The organism is Streptomyces indicus (assembly GCF_900100315.1).
GTDB classification, from domain to species: domain Bacteria; phylum Actinomycetota; class Actinomycetes; order Streptomycetales; family Streptomycetaceae; genus Streptomyces; species Streptomyces indicus.
Window position 1 is genome coordinate 847,238 of sequence record NZ_FNFF01000001.1, and the last position, 24,398, is coordinate 871,635.

Consider the following 24,398-nt stretch of genomic DNA (forward strand, 5'->3'; position numbering starts at 1 on the left):
GTCCGGGGTAGCGCCGGTGGCGTTACGGCATCAGGTGGTAGTCCGGGAAGTTCCCCGGGATGCGCTCCCCCGCCGGCCCCTCCGTGACCGAGCGGACCAGGAGCTCGCCGCCGACGAAGGCGCCGCGCCAGGAGGCGCCGAAGCCGCCGAAGAGTTCTTCGCGGTCGCCGCGGGAGCGGGGTTTGCCGTGGCCGACCTTGAAGGCGCGGATCTGCGGGGCCAGGCGGTCGTAGGTCGCCTTGTCGTCGGTGGAGAGGGTGGCGACCAGGGCGCCGTTCGAGGCGTTCATCGCGGCGAGGAGTTCTGCCTCCGTGTCGACCAGGACGATCGTGTCGACCGGGCCGAAGGGTTCCGCGTGGTGGAGGGGGGAGGAGGGTGGAGGGTTCAGGAGGGTGACGGGGGTGAGGTACGCGGAGGTGTCCTGGCCCGGCAGGAAGTGGCCGTCCGCGAGCGAGCCCCGGTACAAGGGGACGGCTCCTCGGTCGATGGCCTCGGCGACCTGGTCGGCCAGTTCCTTGGCCTTGGCCGCGTTGATCAGAGGGCCGAAGTCCAGGGTGGGGAGCGGGTCGGCGGGGTCGGCGACCGCGAGGGGGTGGCCGATGCGGAGGGTGCGTACGGCCGGCAGGTACGCGTCCAGGAACTGGTCGAAGAGCGAGCGCTGGACCACGAAGCGCGGGTAGGCCGTGCAGCGCTGCTTGCCGTAGTCGAAGAGCTTGGGGATGACCGCGGAGAGCGAGGGCCAGTCGCTGAAGTTCCAGATGCCCCAGGTGTTGAGGCCCTCCTGCTCCAGGTTGTGGCGCTTGCCGAGGTCCGCGACGGCGGTGGCGACGGCGGCTCCGGTGTCGCGGCCGCCCACGAAGGAGACGCAGCCGATCTCCGGTGAGCGGACCAGCGCTTCGGAGAGTTCGCCGCCGCTGCCCGAGACGAGGGTGACGGGGATGCCCTCGCGGTGGGCGAGCGCGCAGGCCAGGGTGAGGCAGGCGACGCCGCCGTCGGTGGGGGTCTTCGCGATCACCGCGTTGCCGGCCAGGGCCTGCACCAGCATCGCGTGGACCAGGACGGACATGGGGTAGTTCCAGCTGGCGATGTTCGAGACGGGGCCGGGCAGGGGTGCGCGGCCTTCGAGCATCGCGTCGATGTGGTCCACATACCAGCGGACGCCGTCGATCGCACGGTCGACGTCCGCCTGCGCGAGGCGCCAGGGCTTGCCGATCTCCCAGACGAGGAGCAGGGAGAGCAGTTCGCGGTGTTCGGTGAGGGCGTCGAGGGTGGCGGCGACCCTCGCGCGGCGTTCGTCGAGCGGCAGGTGGCGCCAGGCGCGGTGCTGGTCGAGGGAGGCGCGGACCGCGGCCCGGGCGGTGTCGGAGTCGAGCCGCGGCGGCCCGGCGATCGGGGTGCCGTCGATCGGGCTGGTGGCCGGGAGGGCCCGGCCGTCGGCGTGCCAGGTGCCGTTCCAGAGGTTGCGGACGCGGTCCTCGTCGAAGGCCTCGGGGGCGACGGCCCGGCAACGCTGCCAGGCGTCGCTCCAGGTCGTACCCGGCTTGAGGGACAGGGAATTGAGGGTTGTTGCCATGAAGGGTCTCCGCTCACGGTGCACAGTCGGGGCGGGGCGTATGGCGCTTGCTACCTGACGGTAGGGCGTGATGGGGCAACTCTGCTGTGGCCGGGGCCACTTGAGGCGGTACGGCGAGGGCTGTGGCCGGGCAGCCACAGCCTCCGCGGCTCGCGATCAGCGCTCGTGATCAGTGCTCGGTGTCGAGGGCTTCCAGGACCAGTCGGGCCGTTTCGGACGGGGTGGATCCCACCCGTACGCCTACGGCTTCCAGCGCTTCCTGCTTCGCCGCCGCCGTGCCGGACGAGCCGGAGACGATCGCGCCGGCGTGGCCCATGGTCTTGCCTTCGGGGGCGGTGAACCCTGCGACGTAACCGACGACGGGCTTGGTGACGTGCTCGCGTATGTACGCGGCCGCACGCTCCTCCGCGTCGCCGCCGATCTCGCCGATGAGCACGATGAGTTCGGTGTCGGGGTCGGCCTCGAAGGCTTCGAGGCAGTCGATGTGCGTGGTGCCGATGACGGGGTCGCCGCCGATGCCCACGCAGGTGGAGAAGCCGATGTCCCGCAGCTCGTACATGAGTTGGTAGGTGAGCGTGCCGGACTTGGAGACCAGGCCGATGCGGCCCGGCTTGGTGATGTCGGACGGGATGATGCCCGCGTTGGACTGGCCGGGGGTGATCAGGCCCGGGCAGTTGGGGCCGACGATGCGGGTGCCGCGTTCTTTGGCGTACGCCACGAAGGCGACCGAGTCGTGGACCGGGATGCCCTCGGTGATGACGACCGCGAGGCCGATGCCGGCGTCGGCGGCCTCGATCACGGCGGCCTTGCAGAAAGCGGGCGGCACGAAGACGATCGTGACGTCCGCGCCTGTCGCGTCCATTGCCTCGCGCACCCCGCCGAAGACGGGGACCACGCGGTCGTCGAAGTCGATGCTCCGGCCCGCCTTGCGGGGGTTGACGCCGCCGACGACGTTCGTGCCGGCCGCGATCATGCGGCGGGTGTGCTTCATGCCCTCGGCGCCGGTCATGCCCTGGACGAGGACCTTGCTCTCCTTGGTCAGGAAGATGGCCATGGTGTGCTCCTGGTGTCCTGTGGGTGACGGCTACTTGGCTGCGGCGAGGTCGGCGGCGCGCTGGGCGGCGCCGTCCATCGTGGGCTGCTGCTCGACGAGCGGGTGCGCGTGTGCGTCGAGGATCGCGCGGCCCTGTGCCGCGTTGTTGCCGTCGAGGCGTACGACCAAGGGCTTGGTCAGGTTGACCTCGCCGAGCGCCTGGACGATGCCGTCGGCCACGGCGTCGCAGGCCGTGATCCCGCCGAAGACGTTGACGAAGACGGACTTCACCTCGGGGTCGGAGAGGATCACGGAGAGACCGTCGGCCATCACCTGAGCCGATGCGCCGCCGCCGATGTCGAGGAAGTTGGCGGGCTTCGCACCGCAGCCGGCCACGACGTCGAGGGTGGACATGACCAGGCCCGCGCCGTTGCCGATGACACCGACCTGGCCTTCGAGCTTGACGTAGTTGAGGCCCTTGGCGGCCGCCTTCGCTTCGAGCGGGTCGTCGTGGGCGGATTCCGCATCACCCCAACGCGCCTGCCGGAACCGGGCGTTGTCATCGAGGGTTACCTTGCCGTCGATGGCCATCAGCCGGCCGTTCGCGGTACGGACGAGCGGGTTGACCTCGACGAGGACGGCGTCCTCCTGCGTGAGGACCGTCCAGAGCCGTACGAGGATGTCGGCGCTCTCCGGCGGGAGCTTCGCGGCGGCGGCGATCTCCGCGGCCTTGTCGGCGGTGACGCCGACCGCCGGGTCGATGTGGATACGGGCCACCGCCTCGGGCCGGGTGGCGGCGACCTCCTCGATGTCCATGCCGCCTTCGGCGGAGGCGATCGCGAGGAACTGGCCGGCCGCCCGGTCGAGCACGTAACTGACGTAGAACTCGCTCTCGATGTCCACCGGCTGAGCCAGCATCACCTTGTGGACGGTGTGGCCCTTGATGTCCATGCCGAGTATCTGGCGGGCCGTGATCTCCGCGGCCGCGGCGTCGGCGGCGAGCTTGACGCCGCCCGCCTTGCCGCGTCCGCCGGTCTTCACCTGCGCCTTGACGACGACCTTCCCGCCCAGGCGTTCCGCGATCGCGCGGGCCTCCTTGGCGGTGTCGGCCACGTCCGCGTCCGGCACCAACACGCCGTAGTCCGCGAAGAGTTCCCTGGCTTGGTGTTCGTACAGGTCCAATTTCGGCTCCTGACTCGAAAGTGCCGCACGCCCCCTGGACACCACCCACCGGATGCGGGATAACAAGGTTCATACAGTATTCGTCGACTGTATGCAATCTACCGCGACAGCACTCCTGCCCCGCTCAAGGCCGCTTTTCCGGCTGGCCGCAGGCGCTCGAACTCCGCAGGGAGAGAAGGGAATTCGCCATGCCCGACGGTCTGATCGCACCACCCGTCACCGACGGGCGGCACCTCGCCCGGGAGCTCGGCGGTGACGCCGCACAGGTCGCCTTCGCTCTGGGGCTGGCCCACTTCGAGGCTCTGGCCGCACACGGTCGGGCTGCGTCAACCGCCTTGGATGCGACGGCGATTGAGAGCCTGGCACATCTGCTGGCGCACGCCGAACAGCCCGTGGCCGTGCTCGGCAGCGGCGTATGGGCGGCGCGCGCCACCGATGCGGCCGTCGAGCTGATCCGCACGCTGGGGATGCCGGCGTATGCGGACGGAGCCGGTCGCGGCACCCTGCCGCCCGGGGACACCCATCACTTCCTGCACTCGCGGGCGTATGCGTTCGCCGGTGCCGATGTGATCCTCGTCGTCGGTTCTCCTTTCGGTGTTCGGGACTCCGGTCTACGGGACTTCCGTGCCGGTTACGGCAGGCGGATCTCGCCGCACGCGACCGTCGTACAGCTCGACGCCGGCGGCACGGGCCGGGTCCTGCGTGCCGTGGCGCAGTGCGCCGCGGGCCATGCCGTCGGGGTGCGCGCAGACCAGGCGGCCACGCGGCGCAAGGCGTGGTTGGACGAGGTGCGGGCCGCGGAACGGACCGCCGAGTCCTTGTGGACGAAGCAGCTGACCTCGGATGCCTCGCCCGTCCACCCCTTCCGTCTGCTCGCGGAGATCGACCGGTTCCTCACCGAGGACTCGGTGTTCATCGCCGACGACCCGTGGTCGGCCGAGCTGGCCGGCCGGGTGGTGCGGCCCTGGACTCCCGGGCACTGGATGGACCCGGGGCCGCTCGGCACCGCAGGCGTCGGGTTCCCGTTCGCGCTCGCCGTCGGGGCGAGCGGCGCGCACCGGGAATCCGTCGTGCTGTTCCGCGACGATCCGCTCTCCACGGCGGCCGGGGGCTTCGCGTCCCTGGTCCGCCATCACCTCCCCTTCATCGGGGTCGTCGCCCACACGGGCGCCGCCCCCTTCGTCAACCGGGCCCGGGCGCACGGCGGTTACGGCGAGGACGTGCGGGACCCCGCCGCCCTCCGCCCCGCCCTGGAGCGCGCCCGCGCCGCGGGCATCCCGGCCCTCATCGGCGTGCGCACCGATCAGGACGCGTACCTGCCGGGGGCCGTGAACCAGCCGGATCGACCACATGACGCGAGCGGACCGGACCGACCGCATGGCACGAGCCGACCGGACCGACCGCACGGCATGGGCCACCCGGACCGACCGCCCCACGGCGACCCGCCCACCCCCAATGAACAGAGCAACCGGCACCACCCGCCCCACCAGACCGACGAACCCAGGAACCAGTAGAGGAGCGCTGTGCCATGACGACACAGACGAAGGCACTGGACGGCGTCCGCGTCCTCGACATGACACACGTCCAGTCCGGGCCATCGGCGACGCAGCTGCTCGCCTGGCTCGGTGCGGACGTGGTCAAGTTGGAGGCCCCGACCGGAGATATCACCCGCAAGCAGCTACGCGACCTGCCCGATGTCGACTCCCTCTACTTCACGATGCTCAACTGCAACAAGCGGAGCATCACCCTCAACACCAAGACGGAGCGCGGCAAGGAGATCCTCACCGAGCTGATCCGCCGCTCGGACGTGATGGTCGAGAACTTCGGTCCGGGCGCGGTGGACCGCATGGGGTTCACCTGGGAGAAGATCCAGGAGATCAATCCTCGTATCGTCTATGCCTCCATCAAGGGGTTCGGCGACGGTCCGTACACCAACTTCAAGGCGTACGAAGTCGTGGCTCAGGCCATGGGCGGCTCGATGTCGACCACGGGCTTCGAGGACGGCCCCCCGCTGGCGACGGGGGCGCAGATCGGCGACTCGGGGACAGGCATTCACGCCGTCGCCGGCATTCTGGCGGCGCTCTTCCAGCGGGAGAGCACCGGTCGGGGGCAGCGGGTCAATGTGGCCATGCAGCACGCTGTGCTCAACCTCTGCCGGGTGAAGTTGCGCGATCAGCAGCGTCTGGCCCATGGCCCGCTCGCTGAATATCCGAACGAGGACTTCGGCGACGAAGTTCCCCGGTCCGGAAACGCGTCCGGCGGCGGCCAGCCGGGCTGGGCGGTCAAGTGCGCACCGGGCGGCCCGAACGACTACGTGTACGTGATCGTGCAGCCCGTCGGCTGGAAGCCGATCTCCGAGTTGATCGGCCGCCCCGAGCTCGCCGACGACCCCGAGTGGGCCACGCCCGAGGCCCGGCTGCCCAAGCTCAACAAGATGTTCCAGCTCATCGAGGAGTGGAGCGCGACCCTGCCCAAGTGGGAGGTGCTCGAGAAGCTCAACGCGCACAACATCCCGTGCGGTCCGATCCTCTCGACCAAGGAGATCATCGAGGACGACTCGCTGGTCGCGAACGAGATGGTCGTGAAGGTTCCGCACCCCGAGCGCGGCGAGTTCACCACGGTCGGCTCCCCGCTGAAGCTCTCCGACTCCCCGGTGGATGTGAAGAGTTCGCCGCTGCTCGGCGAGCACAACGAAGAGATCTACGTCGGCGAGCTCGGGCTCGGCGACGAGGAAGTCCGTCTGCTCAAGTCGACTGGAGTGATCTGACGTGATGGCCGAAGACCGTGCGCTGACGGTGCGGGCCCTGCTCGACACCGTCCGCGCCGAGGGGCGCAGCACTCTCACCGCGCCGGAGGGCAAGGTGATCGCCGACGCGTACGGCATCGCTGTACCCGGCGAGGAGCTGGCCCGCGATGTCGACGAGGCGGTCGCCGCTGCGGCACGCTTCGACGGACCGGTGGTCCTGAAGATCGTCTCCCCCGACATCCTGCACAAGACCGACGCCGGCGGTGTGATCGTCGGGGTCGAGGGGGCCGCGGACGTACGGGCCGCCTTCCACAAGATCATCGCCAACGCCAAGGCGTACAACTCCGCGGCGAAGATCGACGGCATCCAGGTGCAGCAGATGCTGCCGCCCGGCCAGGAGGTCATCGTCGGTGCCGTCACCGATCCGACCTTCGGCAAGGTGGTCGCCTTCGGGCTCGGCGGTGTGCTCGTCGAGGTGCTGAAGGACGTCACCTTCCGGCTCGCTCCGGTCAGCGCCGACGAGGCGCAGACCATGCTCGATTCGATCAAGGCAGCGGAGGTCCTGAAGGGTGTGCGCGGCGGGCAGCCGGTGGACCGCTGGGCGGTGGCCGAGCAGATCCGCCGGGTCTCCGAACTGGTCACGGACTTCCCGGAGATCGTGGAGGTGGACCTCAACCCGGTGATCGCCACGCCCGAGGGCGCGGTGGCCGCGGACATCCGCGTGATCCTCACCGACGAGCAGCCCAAGCAGCGCCGGCGCTACAGCCGCGACGAGATCCTGCGCTCGATGAAGCGGCTGATGCAGCCGCGCGCCGTCGCGGTGATCGGCGCCTCCAACGAGCAGGGCAAGATCGGCAATTCGGTCATGCGCAACCTCATCGACGGCGGTTTCGCCGGGGACATCCACCCGGTGAACCCCAAGGCCGATGACATTCTGGGCCGCAAGGCGTACAAGAGTGTCACGGACGTTCCCGGTGAGGTGGATGTGGCGGTCTTCGCGATCCCCGCCAAGTTCGTGGCATCGGCGCTGGAGGAGGTGGGCCGCAAGGGCATACCCAACGCCGTCCTCATCCCCTCCGGCTTCGCGGAGACCGGCGAGCACCAGCTCCAGGAGGAGATCGTCGCGATCGCCGAGCGGCACGGCGTCCGGCTCCTCGGCCCCAACATCTACGGCTACTACTCGACGTGGCAGGACCTGTGCGCCACGTTCTGCACGCCGTACGACGTGAAGGGCGGGGTCGCGCTCACCAGCCAGTCCGGCGGTATCGGCATGGCGATCCTGGGCTTCGCCCGTACGACCAAGACCGGTGTGTCGGCGATCGTCGGCCTCGGCAACAAGTCCGACCTCGACGAGGACGACCTGCTCACCTGGTTCGGCGAGGACCCCAACACCCAGTGCATCGCGATGCACTTGGAGGACCTCAAGGACGGGCGGGCCTTCGTGGAGGCCGCGCAGGCGACCGTGCCGAAGAAGCCGGTGGTCGTGCTCAAGGCCGGCCGTACGGAGGCCGGCGCGAAGGCGGCCGGCTCGCACACCGGGGCCCTCGCGGGCGACGACGCGGTGTACGACGACATCCTCAAGCAGGCCGGTGTGATCCGGGCGCCCGGGCTGAACGACATGCTCGAGTACGCGCGTGCGCTGCCGATCATGCCCACGCCCCAGGGCGACAACGTCGTGATCATCACGGGTGCGGGCGGCAGCGGGGTGCTGCTCTCGGACGCCGTGATGGACAACGGCCTGTCCCTGATGGAGATCCCGGAGGACCTGGACGCGTCCTTCCGGAAGTTCATCCCGCCGTTCGGCGCCGCGGGCAACCCCGTGGACATCACGGGCGGCGAACCGCCTTCGACGTACGAGGCGACCATCCGGCTCGGACTCGAGGACCCGCGGATCCACTCCCTGGTGCTCGGTTACTGGCACACGATCGTCACTCCCCCGATGGTCTTCGCCGAGCTCACCGCGAAGGTGGTGGCCGAGTTCAAGGAGCGCGGCATCGAAAAGCCCGTCGTCGCGTCGCTCGCGGGCGATGTCGAGGTCGAGGAGGCCTGCCAGTACCTCTTCGAGCACGGCGTGGTGGCCTACCCCTACACGACGGAGAAGCCGGTCGCGGTGCTCGGCGCGAAGTACCGCTGGGCGCGCGCGGCCGGGTTGTTGGGGGGCGGTCGATGAGCTGAGCGAGCTCACCACGGGGCCTGCGGCGACCGCTCGCCGCAGGCCCCGGCACCAGCAAGGAAGTTGGACAGGGGGCGCTGGCCAGGCTTCTTCGACGCTAGGGGTGCTGTAGCTCAATGACTACAACTGATCTGCCGACGTCGGCTCCATATCGCGAGCTGGTCGACAAGAACGGCCGTGTGTACCGGGTCGGCGAGTCCGACATCGACATCATGGGCCGTAAGCGCAAGTGGATGGTCATCCTGCCGTGGGTCGGGATGATGGGGATCAGCTCGGCGGAGTACGCGTTCGCCTCGGCCGAGGACACGCTGCACCAGGCACACAACTGGTCCAGCACCAGCATCTACTGGATGCTGACGACGTGGGTGTTCTTCCAGGCGGCGGTCGCCTTCCCGGCGGGCAAGCTGCGTGAGTCCGGGAAGCTGCCCGCCCGCTGGGCGATGATGCTCGGCGCGGCCGGCACCTTCATCGGCTATCTGTCGCTGGCCTACGCACCGCACGTGATGCTGGCGGTGATCGGGTTCGGCATGTTCAGCGGTATGGGCGCGGGCATGGTGTACGCCACCTGCGTCAACATGGTCGGCAAGTGGTATCCGGAGCGCAAGGGCGGCAAGACGGGCTTCGTGAACGGCGGCTTCGCCTACGGTTCGGTGCCGTTCGTCTTCCTCTTCCACGGCTACATGGACGGGTCCAACTACCAGTGGGTGCTGGTCTCCGCAGGTCTGTTCCTCGCCGGAGTCGTCGCGTACGCGGGCTTCTTCTTCAAGGACCCGCCGAAGAACTGGTGGCCGGCCGAGGTCGACCCGCTGAACCCGCCCGCGGACCCGCGCGCGGCCCGCTCCCTGCAGAAGAACCCGCCGGCTGTCAAGCAGATGACGCCGAAGGAGGCCTGGAAGACGGGCCGTGTGGCGGTCATGTGGGTCTGTCTCGCCTTCACGTCCGGCGTGAACATCTTCGGCATCTCGTTCCAGGTCGACATCGGCGAGTCCGCCGGGTTCGCCGCGGGCATCGTGGCCACGGCCATGTCCTTGAAGGCCATCGTCAACGGCACGGGGCGCGGTGTCATCGGCTGGCTGTCCGACCGGTACGGCCGCAAGCAGTGTCTGCTCTTCGTCTGTATCGTCCTCGGCGCCTCCCAGTTCGGCATCATCTGGTCCGCCGAGGCCAAGAACCTGCCCTTGTTCCTCATCTTCTCCGCCATCTCCGGCTTCGGCGGCGGCGCCATCTTCCCGATGTTCGCGGCGATGACCGCCGACTACTTCGGTGAGAACCACAACGCCTCCAACTACGGCATGGTCTACAGCTCGAAGCTGGTCTCCGGCCTGGGTGCCGGTATGGGCTCCGTCGCCGTGACCGCCTGGGGCCTCAACGGGGCCTTCACCCTGGCCGGCTCCCTGTCGTTCGCCGCGTTCTTCATCGCCCTGTTCCTCAAGGCTCCCGGACGCGACTACAAGGGGCGCCTCGTGAAGCCCAACCCGCAGCCGATCAGCCGCGAGGCCGAGTAGCCTCCACCGCTCGCAGCAACGTCTCGGAGCACGTCATACGCAGCGCATCAGGGCCCGCCCGCTCCCCAGGGGCGGGCCCTCGCTGTTCTTCCTCCAGTCTCCCACCGTGATTGCATACTGTCTACTATCTCAAGTCCGCTGTGGTCCGGCTCATAGTGCCCAACGGCCGCTGTTCCGGCGCCCGTTCGTATCCGCCTGACGGGCTGTGTCGATTACGGCACCTGCCGATCGACGTACGGGTGAAGGCAGACCGGCCGACGTACAAGGGAACGCCGACCGGTCGACGTACAAGGGAACGCAGCACCCGAGACCACAGGAGCACCGATCATGATCGTCACCGCGGACTTCGTCGTATCCCTCGACGGCTACCTCGCCGGCCCCGGCATCGCACCCGACAACCCGGGCGGCGACGGGGCCGAGGCGATCTTCGCCTGGCTGCACGACTGCGCGAGCTGGCGTGAGCGGCAGGGCCTGGAAGGCGGCGTCGAAGGGCCGGACTCGGAGATCGTCCGCGAGTGGTTCGACGGCACGGGAGCCGTCGTCATGGGGCGCACGATGTACGAGCTGGGCGCGGAGTTCTGGGGTGAGGACCCGCCCTTCCGCACCCCTGTCTTCGTGCTCACCAACCGGCCGCAGGAGACGCTGGTGAAGAAGGGCGGCACGTCGTTCGTCTTCGTCACGGACGGCATCCACAGCGCGCTCGACCGGGCGAAGGCCGCGGCGGGCGGCCGCGACGTCGACATCGCCGGCGGAGCCGACACCGTACGGCAGTACCTCGCCGCCGGACTGATCGACGAACTGCAGCTGCATGTCGTGCCCGTGCTGCTCGGCGGCGGGCTGCGGATCTTCGACGGGCTCGGGGCGGTGAAGGGCCCGCTGGAGAAGGTGCGGGTCGTGGACACTCCCCTGGCCACGCACGTGAAGTACCGGTTCACCAAGGGCTGACGGCACGCGGAAGCCCCTGGCCGGGTGGCCAGGGGCTTCGCGCGGCGCGGTCCGGTCAGGGGCCGGGCCGGCTGCCGGTCAGGGGACGGCCGTCAGTCGCCGCAGCGCTCGCGCAGCGAGTGCAGGTGCGCGCTCGACTTGCGGGCGAACGCGAAGGACTCCACCGGGTTGTCGTGCTCGGCCTGCCAGTGGTGGTAGCGGCGGCCGTTGTGCGACCTGCGGGTCACCTCCGAGAGGAAGGTCTTGTAGTCGATGTCGCCGTCGCCCACGTCCGTCATGCGGTAGCCGTATGTGGACGTCGGGTCCTTCGTGCCGTCCTTGACGTGGAACAGCGGGTATCGGTGCGGCTGCTTGAGTACGTACTTCAGCGGGTCGAAGGGACGCGGTGTGCCGTCGACCTGCTTCGAGAAGCGGAACTGGCCGGCGTACGCCCAGAAGATGTCCATCTCCAGGAAGACCAGGTCGGGGTCGGTCTCGGCGAGCAGGACGTCGTAGAGGCGGACGTTGGGCTTGTCCGAGGCGAACATGAACTCTTCCGAGTGGTTGTGCTGGTAGAACTTCATGCCGCGCTTCCTGGCCTCGGCACCGTAGGTGTTGAACTCCTCGGCCGCGCGCTTCCACGCGTCGACCGTGTCGCCGTAGCGGAACGGGCCCGAGGCCGTGCCGATGTGCTTGAGCCCGAGCGCCTGGGCGTCGTCCAGGACCTTGTTGAGGTTCGTGGCGAAGGTGTACGCATTCGGGTCGTTCGAGTAGTAGCCGACGTGGCTGCCGATCGCGTTCAGACCGTGGTCCCGGGTGAGCTGCTTGAGCTGGGCGAGGGTGATGGCGCCCGCCGAGCCCTGGGTGTATCCGGCGTACTCGACCTCGTCGTAGCCGTACTTCTTGAGCTCGGCGAAGACGGCGGCGAAGCCGAGCGTGGAGACCTTGTCACGCAGGCTGTAGAGCTGGATGCCGAGGCGGCCCTCGGGCAGGACCGGGCGGCCGCGGCCGTGGCCCTGGGACGCCGCCTGGGTGTCGGCCGCGGCGGACGGGGTGGCGGCCGCGCCGATCAGTGCCGCGGCGGAGACGCCGGCCGCCACGCCCAGCACGTTCCGTCTGCTGAGGCGCTGGGCGAGCTCCGGGTCCTGAGGAGTACGAGGAGTGCGGGCCATGCGGGAACTCCTTTGATTCATGGGGCGTTGGGAGTGGTGTCAGGCTGCTTCGCGGGCTTCAGCCGAGTCCCGCGAGCGTGAGCAACAGCGACTTCACATCGGTGGCCCGCAAGGAGCCATCGACAGCGCGGGGGGTGGAGATCAGGATGAGCGGACCGTCTTGCGGGTCGTCGGGGAGCCTGCCGTGGCTCCCGCGAATAGGTGACGGGTCCAGGGGCACGACCGCCATGCGGTAGCGCATGCCCAGCTTCTTGCGGGCCAGTGCGCCGGCGGCCTTGAGCCGTACGTAGGGGTCCTCGGGGTCCATGAAGAGTTCGACCGGGTCGTAGCCGGGTTTGCGGTGGATCTCGACGAGCTGCGCGAAGTCGGGGGCGCGCTCGTCGTCGAGCCAGTAGTAGTACGTGAACCAGGCGTCCGGTTCCGCGACGGCGACGAGTTCGCCCGAGCGCGGGTGGTCCAGGCCGTGCTTCTTCTTGCCCTCGTCGTCGAGGAGTTCGTCGATTCCTTCGAGGCCCTCCAGGGCCTGCTTCGTCGCGTCCATGTACTCCGGGCTGCGCACGTAGATGTGCGCGAGCTGGTGGTCGGCCACGGCGAACGCGCGGGAGGCCATGGTGTCGAGGTACTCCATGCCGTCCTGGGTGTGCACCTCGAGCAGGCCTGCCCTGCGCAGGGCGCGGTTGATGTCCACGTGGCGGCTGACCCGGGTGATGCCGTACTCGGACAGGGCGACCACGGTGCGGCCCTCGGCCTTCGCGTCGGCGAGGAGCGGGGCGAGGGCGGCGTCGATGTCGCGGGCCGCCTTCAGGGAGCGGGGGTCGTCGGGGCCGAACCGCTGCAGGTCGTAGTCGAGATGCGGGAGGTAGCAGAGCGTCAGGTCGGGGTGGCGGGTGCGCATGATGTGGCGGGTCGCGTCGATGATCCACTGCGAGGAGGTCAGGTTCGCGCCCGGGCCCCAGAACGTGAAGAGGGGGAATGTGCCGAACTTTTCGGTGAGTTCGTCGTGCAGCGCAGGCGGCCGCGTGTAGCAGTCGGGCTCCTTGCGGCCGTCGGCGTAATAGACAGGACGGGGGGTGACGATGATGTCGGTGTCCGCGCCCATGGCGTACCACCAGCAGATATTGGCGACCGTGTAGCCGGGGTGCACACGGCGGGCGGCGTCCCAGAGTTTGTCGCCCGACACGAGCCGGTTGTGCTGGCGCCACAGCAGGACGTCGCCGAGCTCGCGGAAGTACCAGCCGTTGCCGACGATGCCGTGCTCGGCGGGGAGCGTGCCGGTCAGGAACGTGGACTGGGCGGCGCAGGTGACGGCGGGCAGGACGGTGCCGAGGGTGGCCTGGGAGCCCGCTGCGGCAAGGGACTTCAGGTTCGGCATGTGCGCGAGCAGACGGGGGGTGAGGCCGACGACGTCCAGGACGAGGAGGGGGGTGGGGCCGTCGGGCTTCGAGGTGCCTTGGCCCTTGGCCTCGGGCTGCGGGGTGGCCGGCACGGGGCCGTCGGGCTTCGCGTTGTCCGGCGTGGGGGTGACGGTCATGGCAGCTCCTTCAGGCCCAGGTCGACGAGGAGGTCGCGGGCGAGGGTGAGTTCGGCGGCGATGCCGTCGGCGAGCTGGGTGCGGGCGCGCGGGCGCAGCTCGTCGGGCAGGGCCTGCCAGGTGTACGTCTCGACCTCCAGGTGCCGGGTGCGCGGGGCCGGGCCGCCCACCAGGCGGGTCAGGACGTCCTTCAGGACATCGAGGGTGGAGGTGAGCGGCGGCACGGGGGCCGCGTGCAGCGGGACGTGGAAGTGGGAGCGCCAGGCGCCGGCCTCGGGCAGCGCGCGGCCGGCGAGCGCCTCGCCGAGGTCGTCGGTGCCGTGCAGTCCGTCGGCGGTGCGGGTGCGGGTCTGGTGCAGGAAGCGGGGTTCGTCGAAGGCCGCCAACGCGGCGCGGACCTCGGCCAGTTGGGGCTGCTCGGCGTGGAGTGCGGCGGACAGCTGGACCTTGGGAATGGGAATGCGTGCGGCGGCCAGGGCGTCGAGCGCGGACCCCGGATCTTCGAAGGAGGTGGCGAGATGACAGGTGTCGACGCAGATGCCGATGCGGTCGTGGCCGATGGCGGTCAGGGGCGCGATGGCGTCGGCGGTGGTTTCGACCGTGCAGCCGGGTTCGGGTTCGAGTCCGATGCGGATGGAGCGGCCCGTGAGTTCCTCGAGGGCGTCGAGGCGCTGGGCGAGGGTGCGCAGGGCGTCGAGTGCGGTGGCGGCGCGGGCGTCGTCGTAGGCCGTGCGCCAGGCGAGCGGCAGGGTCGAGATGCTGCCTTCGGTGGCGTCGTCCGGGAGCAGGGAGGTGAGGAGGCGGGCCAGGTCGGTGGTGTGCGTGAGGCGTTCGGGGTCGGCCCAGTCCGGCTTGTAGACGCGGTACTTGACCTCCTCGGCGCCGAAGCCCTCATAGGGGAAGCCGTTGAGGGTGACCACTTCGAGGCCGCGGCGGTCGAGTTCGGCCTGCAGTCCGCGCAGGGCCGCGGGGTCGGCGACCAGGGCGCGTGCGGCGTCGCGGGCGAGCCACAGGCCGATGCCGAGCCGGTCCCTGCCGAGCCGTTTGCGTACGGGCTCGCAGTGGTCGCGGAGCTGGGCGAGCACGCCGTCGAGGGTCTCGGCGGGGTGGACGTTGGTGCAGTACGAGAGGTGGATGGTGGAGCCGTCGGGGTGCCGGAAGCGCATGGCTCACTCACCGCCGCGCAGGATGGAGTTCCCCTCGTGCGTGGCGTCGGTGTCGGCGACGTCCAGGTCGAGGCGTCCGCTGAGTCCGTAGAAGGCCACGGGGTTGCGCCACAGGACCTGGTCGACCTCGTCGTCCGTGAAGCCGGCGGCGAGCATGGCGTCGCCGACCTTGCGGGTCTTCAAGGGGTCGCTTCTGCCCCAGTCCGCGGCGGAGTTGACCAGGACCTTCTCCGCTCCGTACTCCTTGAGGATCGCCACCATCCGGTCCTCGTCCATCTTGGTGTCCGGATAGACGGAGAAGCCGAGCCAGCAGCCCGCCTCCTTGGCGTCCTTGACGGTGGTCTCGTTGAGGTGGTCGAGCAGGACGCGGTCGAGCGGCAGCGCCGACTCGCGGACCACGTCGATGGTGCGGTGCAGGCCGGCGAGTTTGTCGCGGTGCGGGGTGTGGACGAGCGCCGGGAGTTCCGCGTCCGCGGCCATCTGGAGCTGGGCGGAGAGGGCGGCGTCCTCGGCCGGGGTCATGGAGTCGTAGCCGATCTCGCCGACGGCGACGACGTTGTCCTTCATCAGATAGCGGGGCAGCTGGTCGAGGACGGGGGTGCAGCGGGGGTCGTTCGCCTCCTTGGGGTTGAGGGCGATCGTGCAGTGGTGGGCGATGCCGTACTGCGCGGCGCGGAAGGGCTCCCAGCCGAGGAGCGAGTCGAAGTAGTCGTAGAAGGAGGACGGGGAGGTCCGGGGCTGGCCCAGCCAGAAGGCCGGCTCGACCACGGCACGGACGCCGGCCGCGTACATGGCCTCGTAGTCGTCGGTGGTGCGCGAGGTCATGTGGATGTGGGGGTCGAAGATGCGCATCAGTTCTCCTGGGGGGACGCGGCGGCGGACGCGGGCTCGGCGGGGTCCTGGGCGGGGACGGTGCCGGCGGGGACCTCGGCTGACGCGGGACCGGCGGACGCGGTGCCGGCGGGCTCTGTGTCGGCGGGCGGCTCGGTCGCGCACTGTGTGAGCGTGAGGACGCGGTGCAGGTCGCCGGGGACGGGGCGGCCTGCGGCGGTGCGCTCACGCGCGTAGTCGCCGAGCATGCGGGCGAGTTCCGCGTCGCCGCGGGCACGGTCCGCGAGTGCGGCCACGGCGTCGACGCTCACGCCGGTGAACAGGCACTTGAGGACGGCGTGCCGCCAGTCGTGGGCGTCGAGGTGCTCGGCCCCGTACGGGCCGACGGCCGCGGCGACGAGCGAGGTGTCGTTGGTGCGCAGGGCGTCCTGGACGAGACCGACCGCCTCGGGCCCGGGGACGAGGTGGGCGAGCGCGTGCAGGACGGCTCGGCGTTCGGCGGCGGTGCCCTGCTCGTACAGGCGCGTCAGCGCCGCGGCGTCGGCGCGGGCGGCGTGCAGGAGCAGCAGCCTGGCGTCGTCCGCGTGCCGGGTGCCGCAGCGGCGGCCGGCCTGGGCGAACCTCAACTCCCAGACGGGGAGAGCACCTTGGGCTGCCTCGCCTTGAGGCGCCGCGGCCTCGGAGAGTGCCTGGTCGAGCCAGCTCCTGGCGCCTTCGTCCAGGGCGGATTCGAGACCGGCGCGGAGGGTCGCGATCCCTGGGGTGCTGGTCATGGCCTGCCTCCTTCGGCGGCGGCGCGCACCGCGTTCTCCGCGCGGCGCAGGAACTCGATGGACTGCTCGGCCAGTTGGGGTCCCGCGTGGGAGTGGCGGGGCAGTTCGACGACGGTGAGGCCTTGGTAGCCGGTGGCGGCCAGCGCCTCGAGAACGGGTGGGAAGTCGATCTCGCCCGCACCGAAAGGAAGGTGTTCATGGACGCCGCGGCGCATGTCCTCGATCTGCACATGCCGCAGCCACGGCGCGGCGTCGCGCACGCACGCGGCGGGCGGCGCCGGCTCGAGGCACTGGCAGTGGCCGATGTCGAGCGTGAGGCCGAGCGCGGCCGGCGCGCCGAGGTCTGTGCGGAGCCGGTGGAAGTCGGCGATGCAGGACAGGAGGTGGCCGGGTTCGGGCTCGATGGCAAGGGGTGTGCCGGCGCCCTCGGCCGCCTCGACGACCGGCGCGATCGCCTCGGCCAGCCGCTTCCACGCGGTGTCGTCCGGTGTGTCCGCGGGCTTGATGCCGCTGAAGCAGTGCACGGCGTGGGCGCCCAGGTCGGCGGCGACGCGGACGGCCCGGGTCAGCAGCCGCACCCGTGCGGCGCGCCGGTCGGGGTCCGGGTCGAGCAGCGAGGGGCCGTGCTTGCTGCGCGGGTCGAGCACATAGCGTGCGCCGGTCTCGACGGTGGCCGTGAGGCCGAGTTGGTCCAGGCGGCGGGACACCCGTCGGGTGCGGGCCGCCAGGTCGGGGGCCATCGGGTCCAGGTGCATGTGGTCGAGCGTGAGTCCGACGCCCTCGTATCCGAGGTCGGCGAGCAGGCCGAGGGCGTCGTCCAGGCGCAGGTCGGTCAGCCCGTTCGTGCCGTAACCGAAGCGGAGGCTCATGCGCGCCTCACCTTCTGTCCGAAGCGGAGGCTCATGTGACGCTCACCTTCCGTCCGAAGCGCCGGGCGGCCGGCGCGAGTGCGGCGGTGACGAGCGCGAGTCCGGGACGTCCGGCCCGGGCCGCCAGTGCCGCCTGGAGCGGGATCGTCGCGCGGATCCCGCCGCCCACGGCGCGCTGGGTGAGCTGGGGCGAGGGGTTGAGGAGGGCGTGGAGGAGAGGCTGGGCCGCGGTGAGGGCGTACAGGGCCCCCAGCGCCGATCGAAGACTGTCGGCCGGGCGTGGGCCCGGCAGGCCGAGGACGGCTGTGATCGCCCGGCCTGCCGGGAGTCGGTGGGCGACCGCGTCCGACCGGCGTGCGGAGAGCCGGCGGGCAGTCGGCTGTCGGGCGGCAAACTCGCCGGAGCCTCCTGGAGCTCCGGCAGGCCCCGCGGCCCCGGCGACACCTGCGCCATGGGCGGCATCCGCGGCATCCGAGGCATCGGCAGCTCCGCCGACCCGCCCGTGCGCCACCGCGCGGGACAGCACGGCCGTGACCGCAAGTCCCGCCAACGGGGCGAGGGTTGAGCCGCCCTCCGCCTCGCGGCGGGAGACCGCGGTGACCGAGAGGGTGTGGGCGCCGAGCAGGGCGGAGGACGACAGGGCCGGGCGGATGTGTCCGGTCGTCGCGGCCGCGCCGAGAAGGAGGTCGAGGGAGCGTGCGCCCGCCATGGCGAGCGGACCGGCCGGGGTGTTCTTCAGCCCCAGGTCGTACGCCCACACCGCCCCTGCGAGCGCGCCCGCGACCGCCAGGGCGCGCCGTCCGGCGAGCGCCGCGAGCGCGAGTCCGGCCGTGGTGAAGCCGGCGGCCGCGGCGAGCGCGGCGCCAGGGGTGATACGGCCCGAAGGCAGCGGGCGGTGGGGGCGCTCGACGGCGTCGATCTCGCGGTCGGCCCAGTCGTTCAGGGCCATCCCCGCCTCGTACAGGCACAGCGAGGAGCCGATCGCGAGGAGGGTGCGCGCCTTGGGGCGCGTGCCGCCCGCCGCGACGCCGGCCAAGGCGTCGCCGGGGACGGTGAACAGGGCCGGGACGCGCAGGAGTTCGGCCCAGTCGCCCGGCCGTGGCCGGCTGCGGGACGGCTCCTGGCCGGTGTCGTCAGCGAGGGGAGCGGAGGCGGAGGGCTCCCCGTCCTCGTTGACAACGTTCTCCGCAGTGGTCCCATGCGCTGACGCCCCGGCTCGCCGCGCGTCCGGTCCGGACCCGCCCCGGGCGGCCGAACGTGCAGCACCGGCAGGGTCAGTGCGCCCGACCTCGCCGACCGTGCACCCGACCTCACCGGCTGTGGGCCCGGCCTCGCCGACCGTACGCCCGACCTCGCCGACTTTGGGCCCGGCCTCACCAACCACGCGCCCGGCCTCACCAACCACGCGCCCGGCCTCACCGACCGTACGCCCGACCTCGCCGACCGTGCGCCGGGAATCGCCGGCGGTGCGTCCGCGGCCGGTCGCCGCCCAAGCCGCTCCGGCAGCACCCACCAGCGCGACCGCACCCGCCAGCGACAGGAGACGCAGGGTGCCGCCGCTCATCGGTCGGCCCGCAGCTGTTCGGCGAAGGAGAGGAGTTCCGTGAACTGTTCGCCCAGGGAGGAGGAGCCGCCGTCCGGGTCCTTGAAGTAGAAGCCGAGTTCCGGGCGCGGGCCCGTCAGACCCGCGTCCCGGGCGCGCGCGACGAGCCGGGCGAGGTCGAGGACCAGCGGCGCCGCGAGCGCGGAGTCGCAGCCCTGCCAGATGGTCTGCAGGACCATGCGGGAGCCGAGGAAGCCGTCGAAGGCGATGTGGTCCCAGGCGGTCTTCCAGTCGCCGAGGGCCGGGACGTCGTCGATGTGCACCTCGCCCTGCGGTGCCTTGCCGAGCACGTCGGCGAGCACGCGCTCCTTGCCGGCGTTCTTCGCGGCGGCAGCGGCGGGGTCGGCGAGGGCCGCGCCGTCCCCGCCGCCCAGGAGGTTCGCGCCCGACCAGGCGCGCACGTCCAGGGCGCGCTGCAGGAACATCGGCGCGAGCACGGAGCGCAGCAGGGTCTGGCCGGTCTTGCCGTCCCGGCCGGCCCAGGTGAGCCCGGACGCGGCGGCCTCACGGGACACGGCGGGATGGTGCATGCCGGTGGAGGGGGTGAAGTTGACATACGGCTGACCGGCGCGCAGGGCGGCCGCCGCGTACAGCGAGCTGACGGGGAGCCGGTCGGAGTCGGGGCCGGGCAGGGGTTCGGTCGAGGCGACGTTGACCACGACGGCTCCGGCCAGTTCCCGGCGGCGTACGAAGTCGGTGAGGTCGGCGGCGAAGGCGGTGATCAGTTCCTCGTCCGTGCGGGTGTCGCCGGCCTGTGGGCCGCCGGGCCGTATCTCGGCGTCCGCCGCGGCGAGTTCGGCCGCGACCGCCTGCGGCAGGCCGTGCGGCAGCACTCCCCCGGCGGCCAGGTGTTCGGCGCGCTTGGGCAGGGGGCAGCTCGTCGTGTCGTGGCCGCCGAAGACCAGGGAGGAGAGGGGGGCCAGTGCGCAGTCCGCGAACGGCGGGGTCTCGGTGACCATGCCGGTGGCCGGGTGCAGCCCGGCGGCGACGGCCGCCGCGCCGGCGACGACAGTGGTGGCGACGGAGCCACGGGCCCCGATGAGCCACACCCCGAGGGCGGGTGCGGTGGACGGCGGGCGGGGGGATGCGGACGTGGACACAGGGAGCCTCCTGTCGTGCACGGACCAATGCCGGATGGTTGCGCCGGGGCCGGGCGGGGCCGGCTCCCGGGCAGGGTCGCGCCCGGGCCGCCGGCCGGAGCCGGCGCTCGGATTGCGCCTCGCCCGGGTGCCGATCGGAGCCGGCGCTCGGACAGCGTCGCGCCGGGTGCCGGGCGGGGCCGGCCCCGGCGCAGGTCGCCGGAAGGAGGACCGGTGGCCGGCCGCCCCCGTGATCAATTCGGGGGCGGCCGGTCCGGCCGGGACCCGACGTCTCGCTCCCCCACAGGGAGGGGAGGTGGCGACGGGCCCGAGACGTCGGGCGGAGGTCCGGCGTCCTCCGCCCGACGCCGTTCTAGGCGCCCGAAGTGGGCAGTTCCTTGAGCTGGATGTCGCGGAAGGAGACCTTGTCGGCCGCGCCGTGGTTCTGCAGGCCGATGTAGCCGTCCTTCAGACTCCGCTCGGGGTCCGTGTTGGTGAAGTCGTTGATCTTGACTCCGTTGAGGAACACCTGGAGGCGCTCCCCCTGGACCCTGATCTCGTACGAGTTCCACTGGCCCGGCGGCCGCAGGACCTGGTCACGGGCCTTGATGTTGGCCGACTTGAAGGAGTAGACCGCGCCGGTGGTGCGGTCCGGTGCGTCCGTCGCGTCGATCTGGATCTCGTAGCCCTTGTTCACCGCGGACCACGGGTCGTCGGAGGCCGGGAAGCCCACGAAGATCCCGGAGTTGTCGTCGCCCTGCATCTTCCAGTCGAGCTTCAGGGAGTACGACTTCAGCTCCTTGGCCTGGTACCAGAGCAGACCCATGCCGCCCTCGGACTCCATGACCCCGTCCTTGACCACGAACTTGCCGGGGCCGGCCTGCTTCCAGCCGTCCAGGGTCTTCCCGTTGAAGATCGACCGGTAGTCGGTGTTCGGCTTGCAGTCCGCCTTGACCTGGCCGGTGGCGTACTGGAGGCCGCCGAGCAGGTGCTTGCGGAAGGCGTCCTCGGCGTACGACTCCTTGGTGTGGCCGCCGCCGGTGTAGAAGGAGCGGCCGCCGCCGTAGCTCTGGCACCAGGCGATCGGGTGGTCGCCCTTCATGTTGCCGCCGGAGTACGTGGTCTCGTCGAGCGTGGCGAGGATCTTGGCTTTGTCCCGCGGGTTGGAGCGGTAGTTGTACCACTCGTCGGTGCGCTCCCAGGCCTCGTCCAGGTGCGCGGTGGACGGGTGGTCGTGGTCCTCCACGCGGACCGTGGCCTTCTGGATGGCCGGGTGCGAGTGGAAGTAGGCGCCGGCGAGGCCGCCGTAGAACTCCCAGTCGTACTCGGTGTCGGCGGCCGCGTGGATGCCCATGTAGCCGCCGCCGTTCGCCACGTAGCCCTCGAACGCCTTCTGCTGCTCGGCGTTGAGCACGTCACCCGTGGTCGAGAGGAAGACCACGGCGTCGTACTTGGCGAGGTTGGTGGTGGTGAACTGCCCCGCCTCCTCGGTGGCGTCGACCGTGATGCCGGCCGGCGTGCCGAGTTCCTTCAGGGCCGCGATGCCCGCCGGGATGGAGTCGTGGCGGAAGCCCGCGGTCTTGGAGAAGACGAGGACCTTCTTGCCGCCCTTGAAGGGCTCGGTGGAGAACTCGAAGTCGTCCACGTCGTAGAGCGCTCCTTCTCCGCCCTTGAAGACCAGGTAGATCTCGGTGGTCTTGCCGGGCAGGGCCCGCAGCGGGACGTCCACGTTCTGGAAGGTGTCCCAGCTGCCGGTCGGCGGGATGTACGCGGAGCCGTGCAGCGGTCCGGTGGGCGAGCCGGTGCGCAGTTCGATGAAGCCGCCCGCGCCGCCGGAGGAGGCCCGTACGGTCATCTTCTTCTGCCCGGAGAACTTGTACGGGGTGAAGGAGATCCAGTCGCCGTCGTTGATGTCCCCGACGGTCTTGCCGCCGTTGGCGCCGGCCTTGTCGTACGTCTTGACGCCCGACTGCTTGCCGAAGTGCTCGGCCTGGCGGTGCAGCGGCTGGAGCACGGCGCGGGCCGTACCGGTCAGCGCCTCCTGGCCGTTGGAACCGCCGTCGGTGTACGAGGCACCGACGACGCCGTAGATGTTGGCGTTGGGGTCGTGGCCGCCGTCACCCGGAGGCGGCGTCAGCGTGCCCTCGCAGCCCATCTCGCTGGTCAGCTCGTGGGCGTGGGAGTCGTGGCCGAGGCTGTAGGTGACCTTGACCTTGGAGCAGTCGACGGTCTCGTCGGGGTCGGTGACCGTCACCTTGAAGGGGACGGGCTTGCCGAACTCGGCCAGGGTGCCGTTGCCGGGAACGTCGATCTTCACCTTGGGCTCGGTGTTGCCGACCACGATCCGGACGCTGGCGTTGCCGGTGTTGCCCTCGGGGTCCTTGGCGGTGAAGGTCGCGGTGTAGGTGCCGACCTTCTTGTACTGGTGGGTGGGGTTGAGGCCCTCGCCCTTCGTACCGTCGCCGAAGTCCCAGCTGTACGTGAGATCGGTGGAGTCCGCGTCCTTGGCGGAGGCCGTGAAGGCGACCTTCAGGCCGGCCGCACCCGAGGTCTTGTTGGCGCTGACCTCGGCGATCGGCGAGAAGCCGTCCTCGGCGTTCTCGATCCGGTAGAGCGCGGAGTGCTCGTCGCCCTGGAACCAGGAGACGCCGTAGTCGAGGACGTAGAGCGCGCCGTCGGGGCCGAACTCCATGTCCATGATCTGCGTGCCGGTCCACGGCAGGGTCTTGATCTCCTTGACCGAGCCGTCCTCGTTCTGCGAGATCGGCTTGATCCAGCGGCGGCCGAACTCGCCGGCGAAGAAGTCGCCGTCGTACGAGGCGGGGAACTTGACCTTGGAGTCGAGGTTCGCGTCGTAGCGGTAGACCGGGCCCGCCATCGGGGACTCGGAGCCGGTGCCGAACTCGGGCACGCTGCCGCCGTCGTACGGGATCCACGCGGCCTGGGCGGGCGGCAGATCCGTGAGGCCGGTGTTGTGCGGCGAGGTGTTCTTCAGGTTCGCGCAGTCGAACTTCGGACCGGACTCCTTGGTGGCGAAGTCGTAGTCGTTGTACGCGTCGTTGTTGCCGGTGCAGAAGGGCCAGCCGAAGTTGGCGGCCTTCGTGACCTTGGCGAACTCGACCTGTCCGGCGGGGCCGCGGGTGGCGGAGGCGGCACCTGCGTCGGGCCCGTAGTCACCGACGTACACGATGCCGGTCTTGTCGTCGACGCTCATCCGGAACGGGTTGCGGAAGCCCATCGCGTAGATCTCGGGGCGGGTCTTCTCGGTGCCCGGGGCGAAGAGGTTGCCCTCCGGGATGGTGTAGGAGCCGTCCTCGGCCACCTTGATGCGCAGGATCTTGCCGCGCAGGTCGTTGGTGTTGCCGGAGCTGCGGCGGGCGTCGAAGGCGGGGTTGCGGCCCTCGCGGTCGTCGATCGGCGTGTAGCCGTCGGACGCGAAGGGGTTGGTGTCGTCGCCGGTCGACAGGTAGAGGTTGCCCTGCGCGTCGAAGTCGATGTCGCCGCCGACGTGGCAGCACAGGCCGCGCGAGGCCGCGACGTCGATGACCTTCTTCTCGCTGGCGGTGTTCAGCGTGCCGTTGGTGTTCAGCGTGAAGCGCGAGAGGCGGTTGACGCCCTCCCACTTCTTGAACTCCTCGGCGGTGCCGGTCTCGGGGGCGTCGCCCGCGGGGGTGTCGAGCGGCGGGGCGTAGTAGAGGTAGATCGCCCGGTTGTTCTTGAAGTCCGGGTCGACGGCGACGCCTTGCAGGCCTTCCTCGTCGTGGCTGTACACGTCGAGCTTGCCGGCGATCTTGGTGACGCCGCCCTGGTCGGTCAGGCGCAGTGTGCCGTCGCGCGAGGTGTGCAGGACGCTGCGGTCCGGCAGCACGGCGAGCGACATGGGCTCGCCGGTCTCGGGCTCGCCCTTGGCGAGCGGCACCTGCTGGAACTGCCCTTCGGCGGCGGCCGGCTGTTCGTCGTGCTCGGGGTGGCCGGGGTGGGCGCCGGCCACGGTCGCCGGGGCGCCCACGGCGAGCAGGAGGCCGGTGAACAGGGCGAGGGTGGAACGGAGTCTCGGACGCTTGTCTGCTCTCGGAGCTCTTGGAGTGAGATCTCTGCTTCTGTGCACGAAGTCCCTCCGGAATGCGGGTGGGCCGTACGAAACGGTGCTTAGACGTGCTCTGCGAGCGGGGTGCGCCGTCACCCCGAAGGACTCATGTCCTGTACACCTCAGGGACCGTAGCCGGGTTCGTCCACTT

Annotated in this window: 17 protein-coding genes; 5 read left to right on the forward strand and 12 right to left on the reverse strand. The window is 70.6% G+C overall.

Annotated features, from left to right (window positions below; genetic code table 11):
• Window positions 1-22 precede the first annotated feature (22 nt).
• From BLT97_RS03825 to sucC, 3 genes are all read right to left on the reverse strand, one after another.
• Window positions 23-1,573, reverse strand: coding sequence for an aldehyde dehydrogenase family protein (locus BLT97_RS03825; RefSeq protein ID WP_093607180.1), 1,551 nt, complete (start codon window positions 1,571-1,573; stop codon window positions 23-25).
• 169 nt (window positions 1,574-1,742) lie between these two features.
• Window positions 1,743-2,627: a succinate--CoA ligase subunit alpha gene (gene sucD / locus BLT97_RS03830; protein ID WP_093607181.1), complete on the reverse strand. Its 885-nt coding sequence runs from the start codon at window positions 2,625-2,627 to the stop codon at window positions 1,743-1,745.
• Between the two features lie 30 nt (window positions 2,628-2,657).
• Window positions 2,658-3,788: an ADP-forming succinate--CoA ligase subunit beta gene (gene sucC, locus BLT97_RS03835; protein WP_093607182.1), complete on the reverse strand. Its 1,131-nt coding sequence runs from the start codon at window positions 3,786-3,788 to the stop codon at window positions 2,658-2,660.
• A gap of 188 nt (window positions 3,789-3,976) precedes the next feature.
• On the opposite strand from sucC, the gene BLT97_RS03840 reads away from it, so the two are divergent.
• From BLT97_RS03840 to BLT97_RS03860, 5 genes are all read left to right on the forward strand, one after another.
• Window positions 3,977-5,302, forward strand: a complete 1,326-nt coding sequence (locus BLT97_RS03840; RefSeq protein WP_093607183.1) for a hypothetical protein — start codon at window positions 3,977-3,979, stop codon at window positions 5,300-5,302.
• Between the two features lie 14 nt (window positions 5,303-5,316).
• On the forward strand, window positions 5,317-6,555 hold the full coding sequence (frc, locus tag BLT97_RS03845) for a formyl-CoA transferase (RefSeq protein ID WP_093607184.1): 1,239 nt from the start codon (window positions 5,317-5,319) through the stop codon (window positions 6,553-6,555).
• A gap of 4 nt (window positions 6,556-6,559) precedes the next feature.
• Entirely contained in the window at window positions 6,560-8,704 is a 2,145-nt protein-coding gene (locus BLT97_RS03850) for an acetate--CoA ligase family protein (protein WP_093607757.1), read from the forward strand.
• A gap of 119 nt (window positions 8,705-8,823) precedes the next feature.
• On the forward strand, window positions 8,824-10,212 hold the full coding sequence (locus tag BLT97_RS03855) for an OFA family MFS transporter (protein WP_093607185.1): 1,389 nt from the start codon (window positions 8,824-8,826) through the stop codon (window positions 10,210-10,212).
• A gap of 327 nt (window positions 10,213-10,539) precedes the next feature.
• Window positions 10,540-11,157 carry a dihydrofolate reductase family protein gene (locus tag BLT97_RS03860; RefSeq protein ID WP_093607186.1) on the forward strand — a complete coding sequence of 206 codons (618 nt, stop codon included), beginning with the start codon at window positions 10,540-10,542 and terminating at the stop codon, window positions 11,155-11,157.
• 92 nt (window positions 11,158-11,249) lie between these two features.
• Here the strand turns inward: BLT97_RS03860 and BLT97_RS03865 are convergent, their stop codons facing one another.
• From BLT97_RS03865 to BLT97_RS03905, 9 genes are all read right to left on the reverse strand, one after another.
• Window positions 11,250-12,308 carry a sugar phosphate isomerase/epimerase family protein gene (locus BLT97_RS03865; protein ID WP_093607187.1) on the reverse strand — a complete coding sequence of 353 codons (1,059 nt, stop codon included), beginning with the start codon at window positions 12,306-12,308 and terminating at the stop codon, window positions 11,250-11,252.
• A gap of 58 nt (window positions 12,309-12,366) precedes the next feature.
• The gene (locus BLT97_RS03870) at window positions 12,367-13,839 is read right to left on the reverse strand and encodes an alkaline phosphatase family protein (protein ID WP_093607188.1); all 1,473 of its coding nucleotides are present in this window, start codon (window positions 13,837-13,839) and stop codon (window positions 12,367-12,369) included.
• Entirely contained in the window at window positions 13,836-15,005 is a 1,170-nt protein-coding gene (gene eboE / locus BLT97_RS03875; RefSeq protein ID WP_093607189.1) for a metabolite traffic protein EboE, read from the reverse strand. The genes BLT97_RS03870 and eboE overlap by 4 nt, the downstream gene beginning before the upstream one ends.
• Window positions 15,006-15,008: 3 nt before the next feature.
• Window positions 15,009-15,857 (reverse strand): TatD family hydrolase, encoded by an 849-nt coding sequence (locus tag BLT97_RS03880; protein WP_093607190.1) that lies wholly within the window; start codon window positions 15,855-15,857, stop codon window positions 15,009-15,011.
• Window positions 15,857-16,609 carry an EboA domain-containing protein gene (locus BLT97_RS03885; protein ID WP_176953632.1) on the reverse strand — a complete coding sequence of 251 codons (753 nt, stop codon included), beginning with the start codon at window positions 16,607-16,609 and terminating at the stop codon, window positions 15,857-15,859. The genes BLT97_RS03880 and BLT97_RS03885 overlap by 1 nt, the downstream gene beginning before the upstream one ends.
• Window positions 16,606-17,478 carry a sugar phosphate isomerase/epimerase family protein gene (locus tag BLT97_RS03890; RefSeq protein ID WP_093607191.1) on the reverse strand — a complete coding sequence of 291 codons (873 nt, stop codon included), beginning with the start codon at window positions 17,476-17,478 and terminating at the stop codon, window positions 16,606-16,608. Before BLT97_RS03890 ends, BLT97_RS03885 begins: the two co-directional genes overlap by 4 nt.
• A gap of 31 nt (window positions 17,479-17,509) precedes the next feature.
• Window positions 17,510-18,553, reverse strand: coding sequence for an SCO3242 family prenyltransferase (locus BLT97_RS03895; RefSeq protein WP_425442660.1), 1,044 nt, complete (start codon window positions 18,551-18,553; stop codon window positions 17,510-17,512).
• 485 nt (window positions 18,554-19,038) lie between these two features.
• On the reverse strand, window positions 19,039-20,181 hold the full coding sequence (locus BLT97_RS03900) for an inositol-3-phosphate synthase (protein WP_093607193.1): 1,143 nt from the start codon (window positions 20,179-20,181) through the stop codon (window positions 19,039-19,041).
• Window positions 20,182-20,533: 352 nt separating this feature from the next.
• On the reverse strand, window positions 20,534-24,268 hold the full coding sequence (locus BLT97_RS03905) for a ThuA domain-containing protein (protein ID WP_093607194.1): 3,735 nt from the start codon (window positions 24,266-24,268) through the stop codon (window positions 20,534-20,536).
• Between the last annotated feature and the right edge of the window lie 130 nt (window positions 24,269-24,398).

What these genes read in the sequence shown, in the direction of transcription:
- BLT97_RS03870 (WP_093607188.1), bottom strand. Translation starts at nt 13,839, where the DNA reads ATGACCGTCACCCCCACGCCGGACAACGCGAAGCCCGACGGCCCCGTG.
- eboE (WP_093607189.1), bottom strand. Translation starts at nt 15,005, where the DNA reads ATGCGCTTCCGGCACCCCGACGGCTCCACCATCCACCTCTCGTACTGC.
- frc (WP_093607184.1), top strand. Translation starts at nt 5,317, where the DNA reads ATGACGACACAGACGAAGGCACTGGACGGCGTCCGCGTCCTCGACATG.
- BLT97_RS03865 (WP_093607187.1), bottom strand. Translation starts at nt 12,308, where the DNA reads ATGGCCCGCACTCCTCGTACTCCTCAGGACCCGGAGCTCGCCCAGCGC.
- BLT97_RS03860 (WP_093607186.1), top strand. Translation starts at nt 10,540, where the DNA reads ATGATCGTCACCGCGGACTTCGTCGTATCCCTCGACGGCTACCTCGCC.
- BLT97_RS03885 (WP_176953632.1), bottom strand. Translation starts at nt 16,609, where the DNA reads ATGACCAGCACCCCAGGGATCGCGACCCTCCGCGCCGGTCTCGAATCC.
- BLT97_RS03840 (WP_093607183.1), top strand. Translation starts at nt 3,977, where the DNA reads ATGCCCGACGGTCTGATCGCACCACCCGTCACCGACGGGCGGCACCTC.
- BLT97_RS03850 (WP_093607757.1), top strand. Translation starts at nt 6,560, where the DNA reads ATGGCCGAAGACCGTGCGCTGACGGTGCGGGCCCTGCTCGACACCGTC.
- sucD (WP_093607181.1), bottom strand. Translation starts at nt 2,627, where the DNA reads ATGGCCATCTTCCTGACCAAGGAGAGCAAGGTCCTCGTCCAGGGCATG.
- BLT97_RS03880 (WP_093607190.1), bottom strand. Translation starts at nt 15,857, where the DNA reads ATGCGCATCTTCGACCCCCACATCCACATGACCTCGCGCACCACCGAC.
- BLT97_RS03855 (WP_093607185.1), top strand. Translation starts at nt 8,824, where the DNA reads ATGACTACAACTGATCTGCCGACGTCGGCTCCATATCGCGAGCTGGTC.
- BLT97_RS03890 (WP_093607191.1), bottom strand. Translation starts at nt 17,478, where the DNA reads ATGAGCCTCCGCTTCGGTTACGGCACGAACGGGCTGACCGACCTGCGC.
- BLT97_RS03825 (WP_093607180.1), bottom strand. Translation starts at nt 1,573, where the DNA reads ATGGCAACAACCCTCAATTCCCTGTCCCTCAAGCCGGGTACGACCTGG.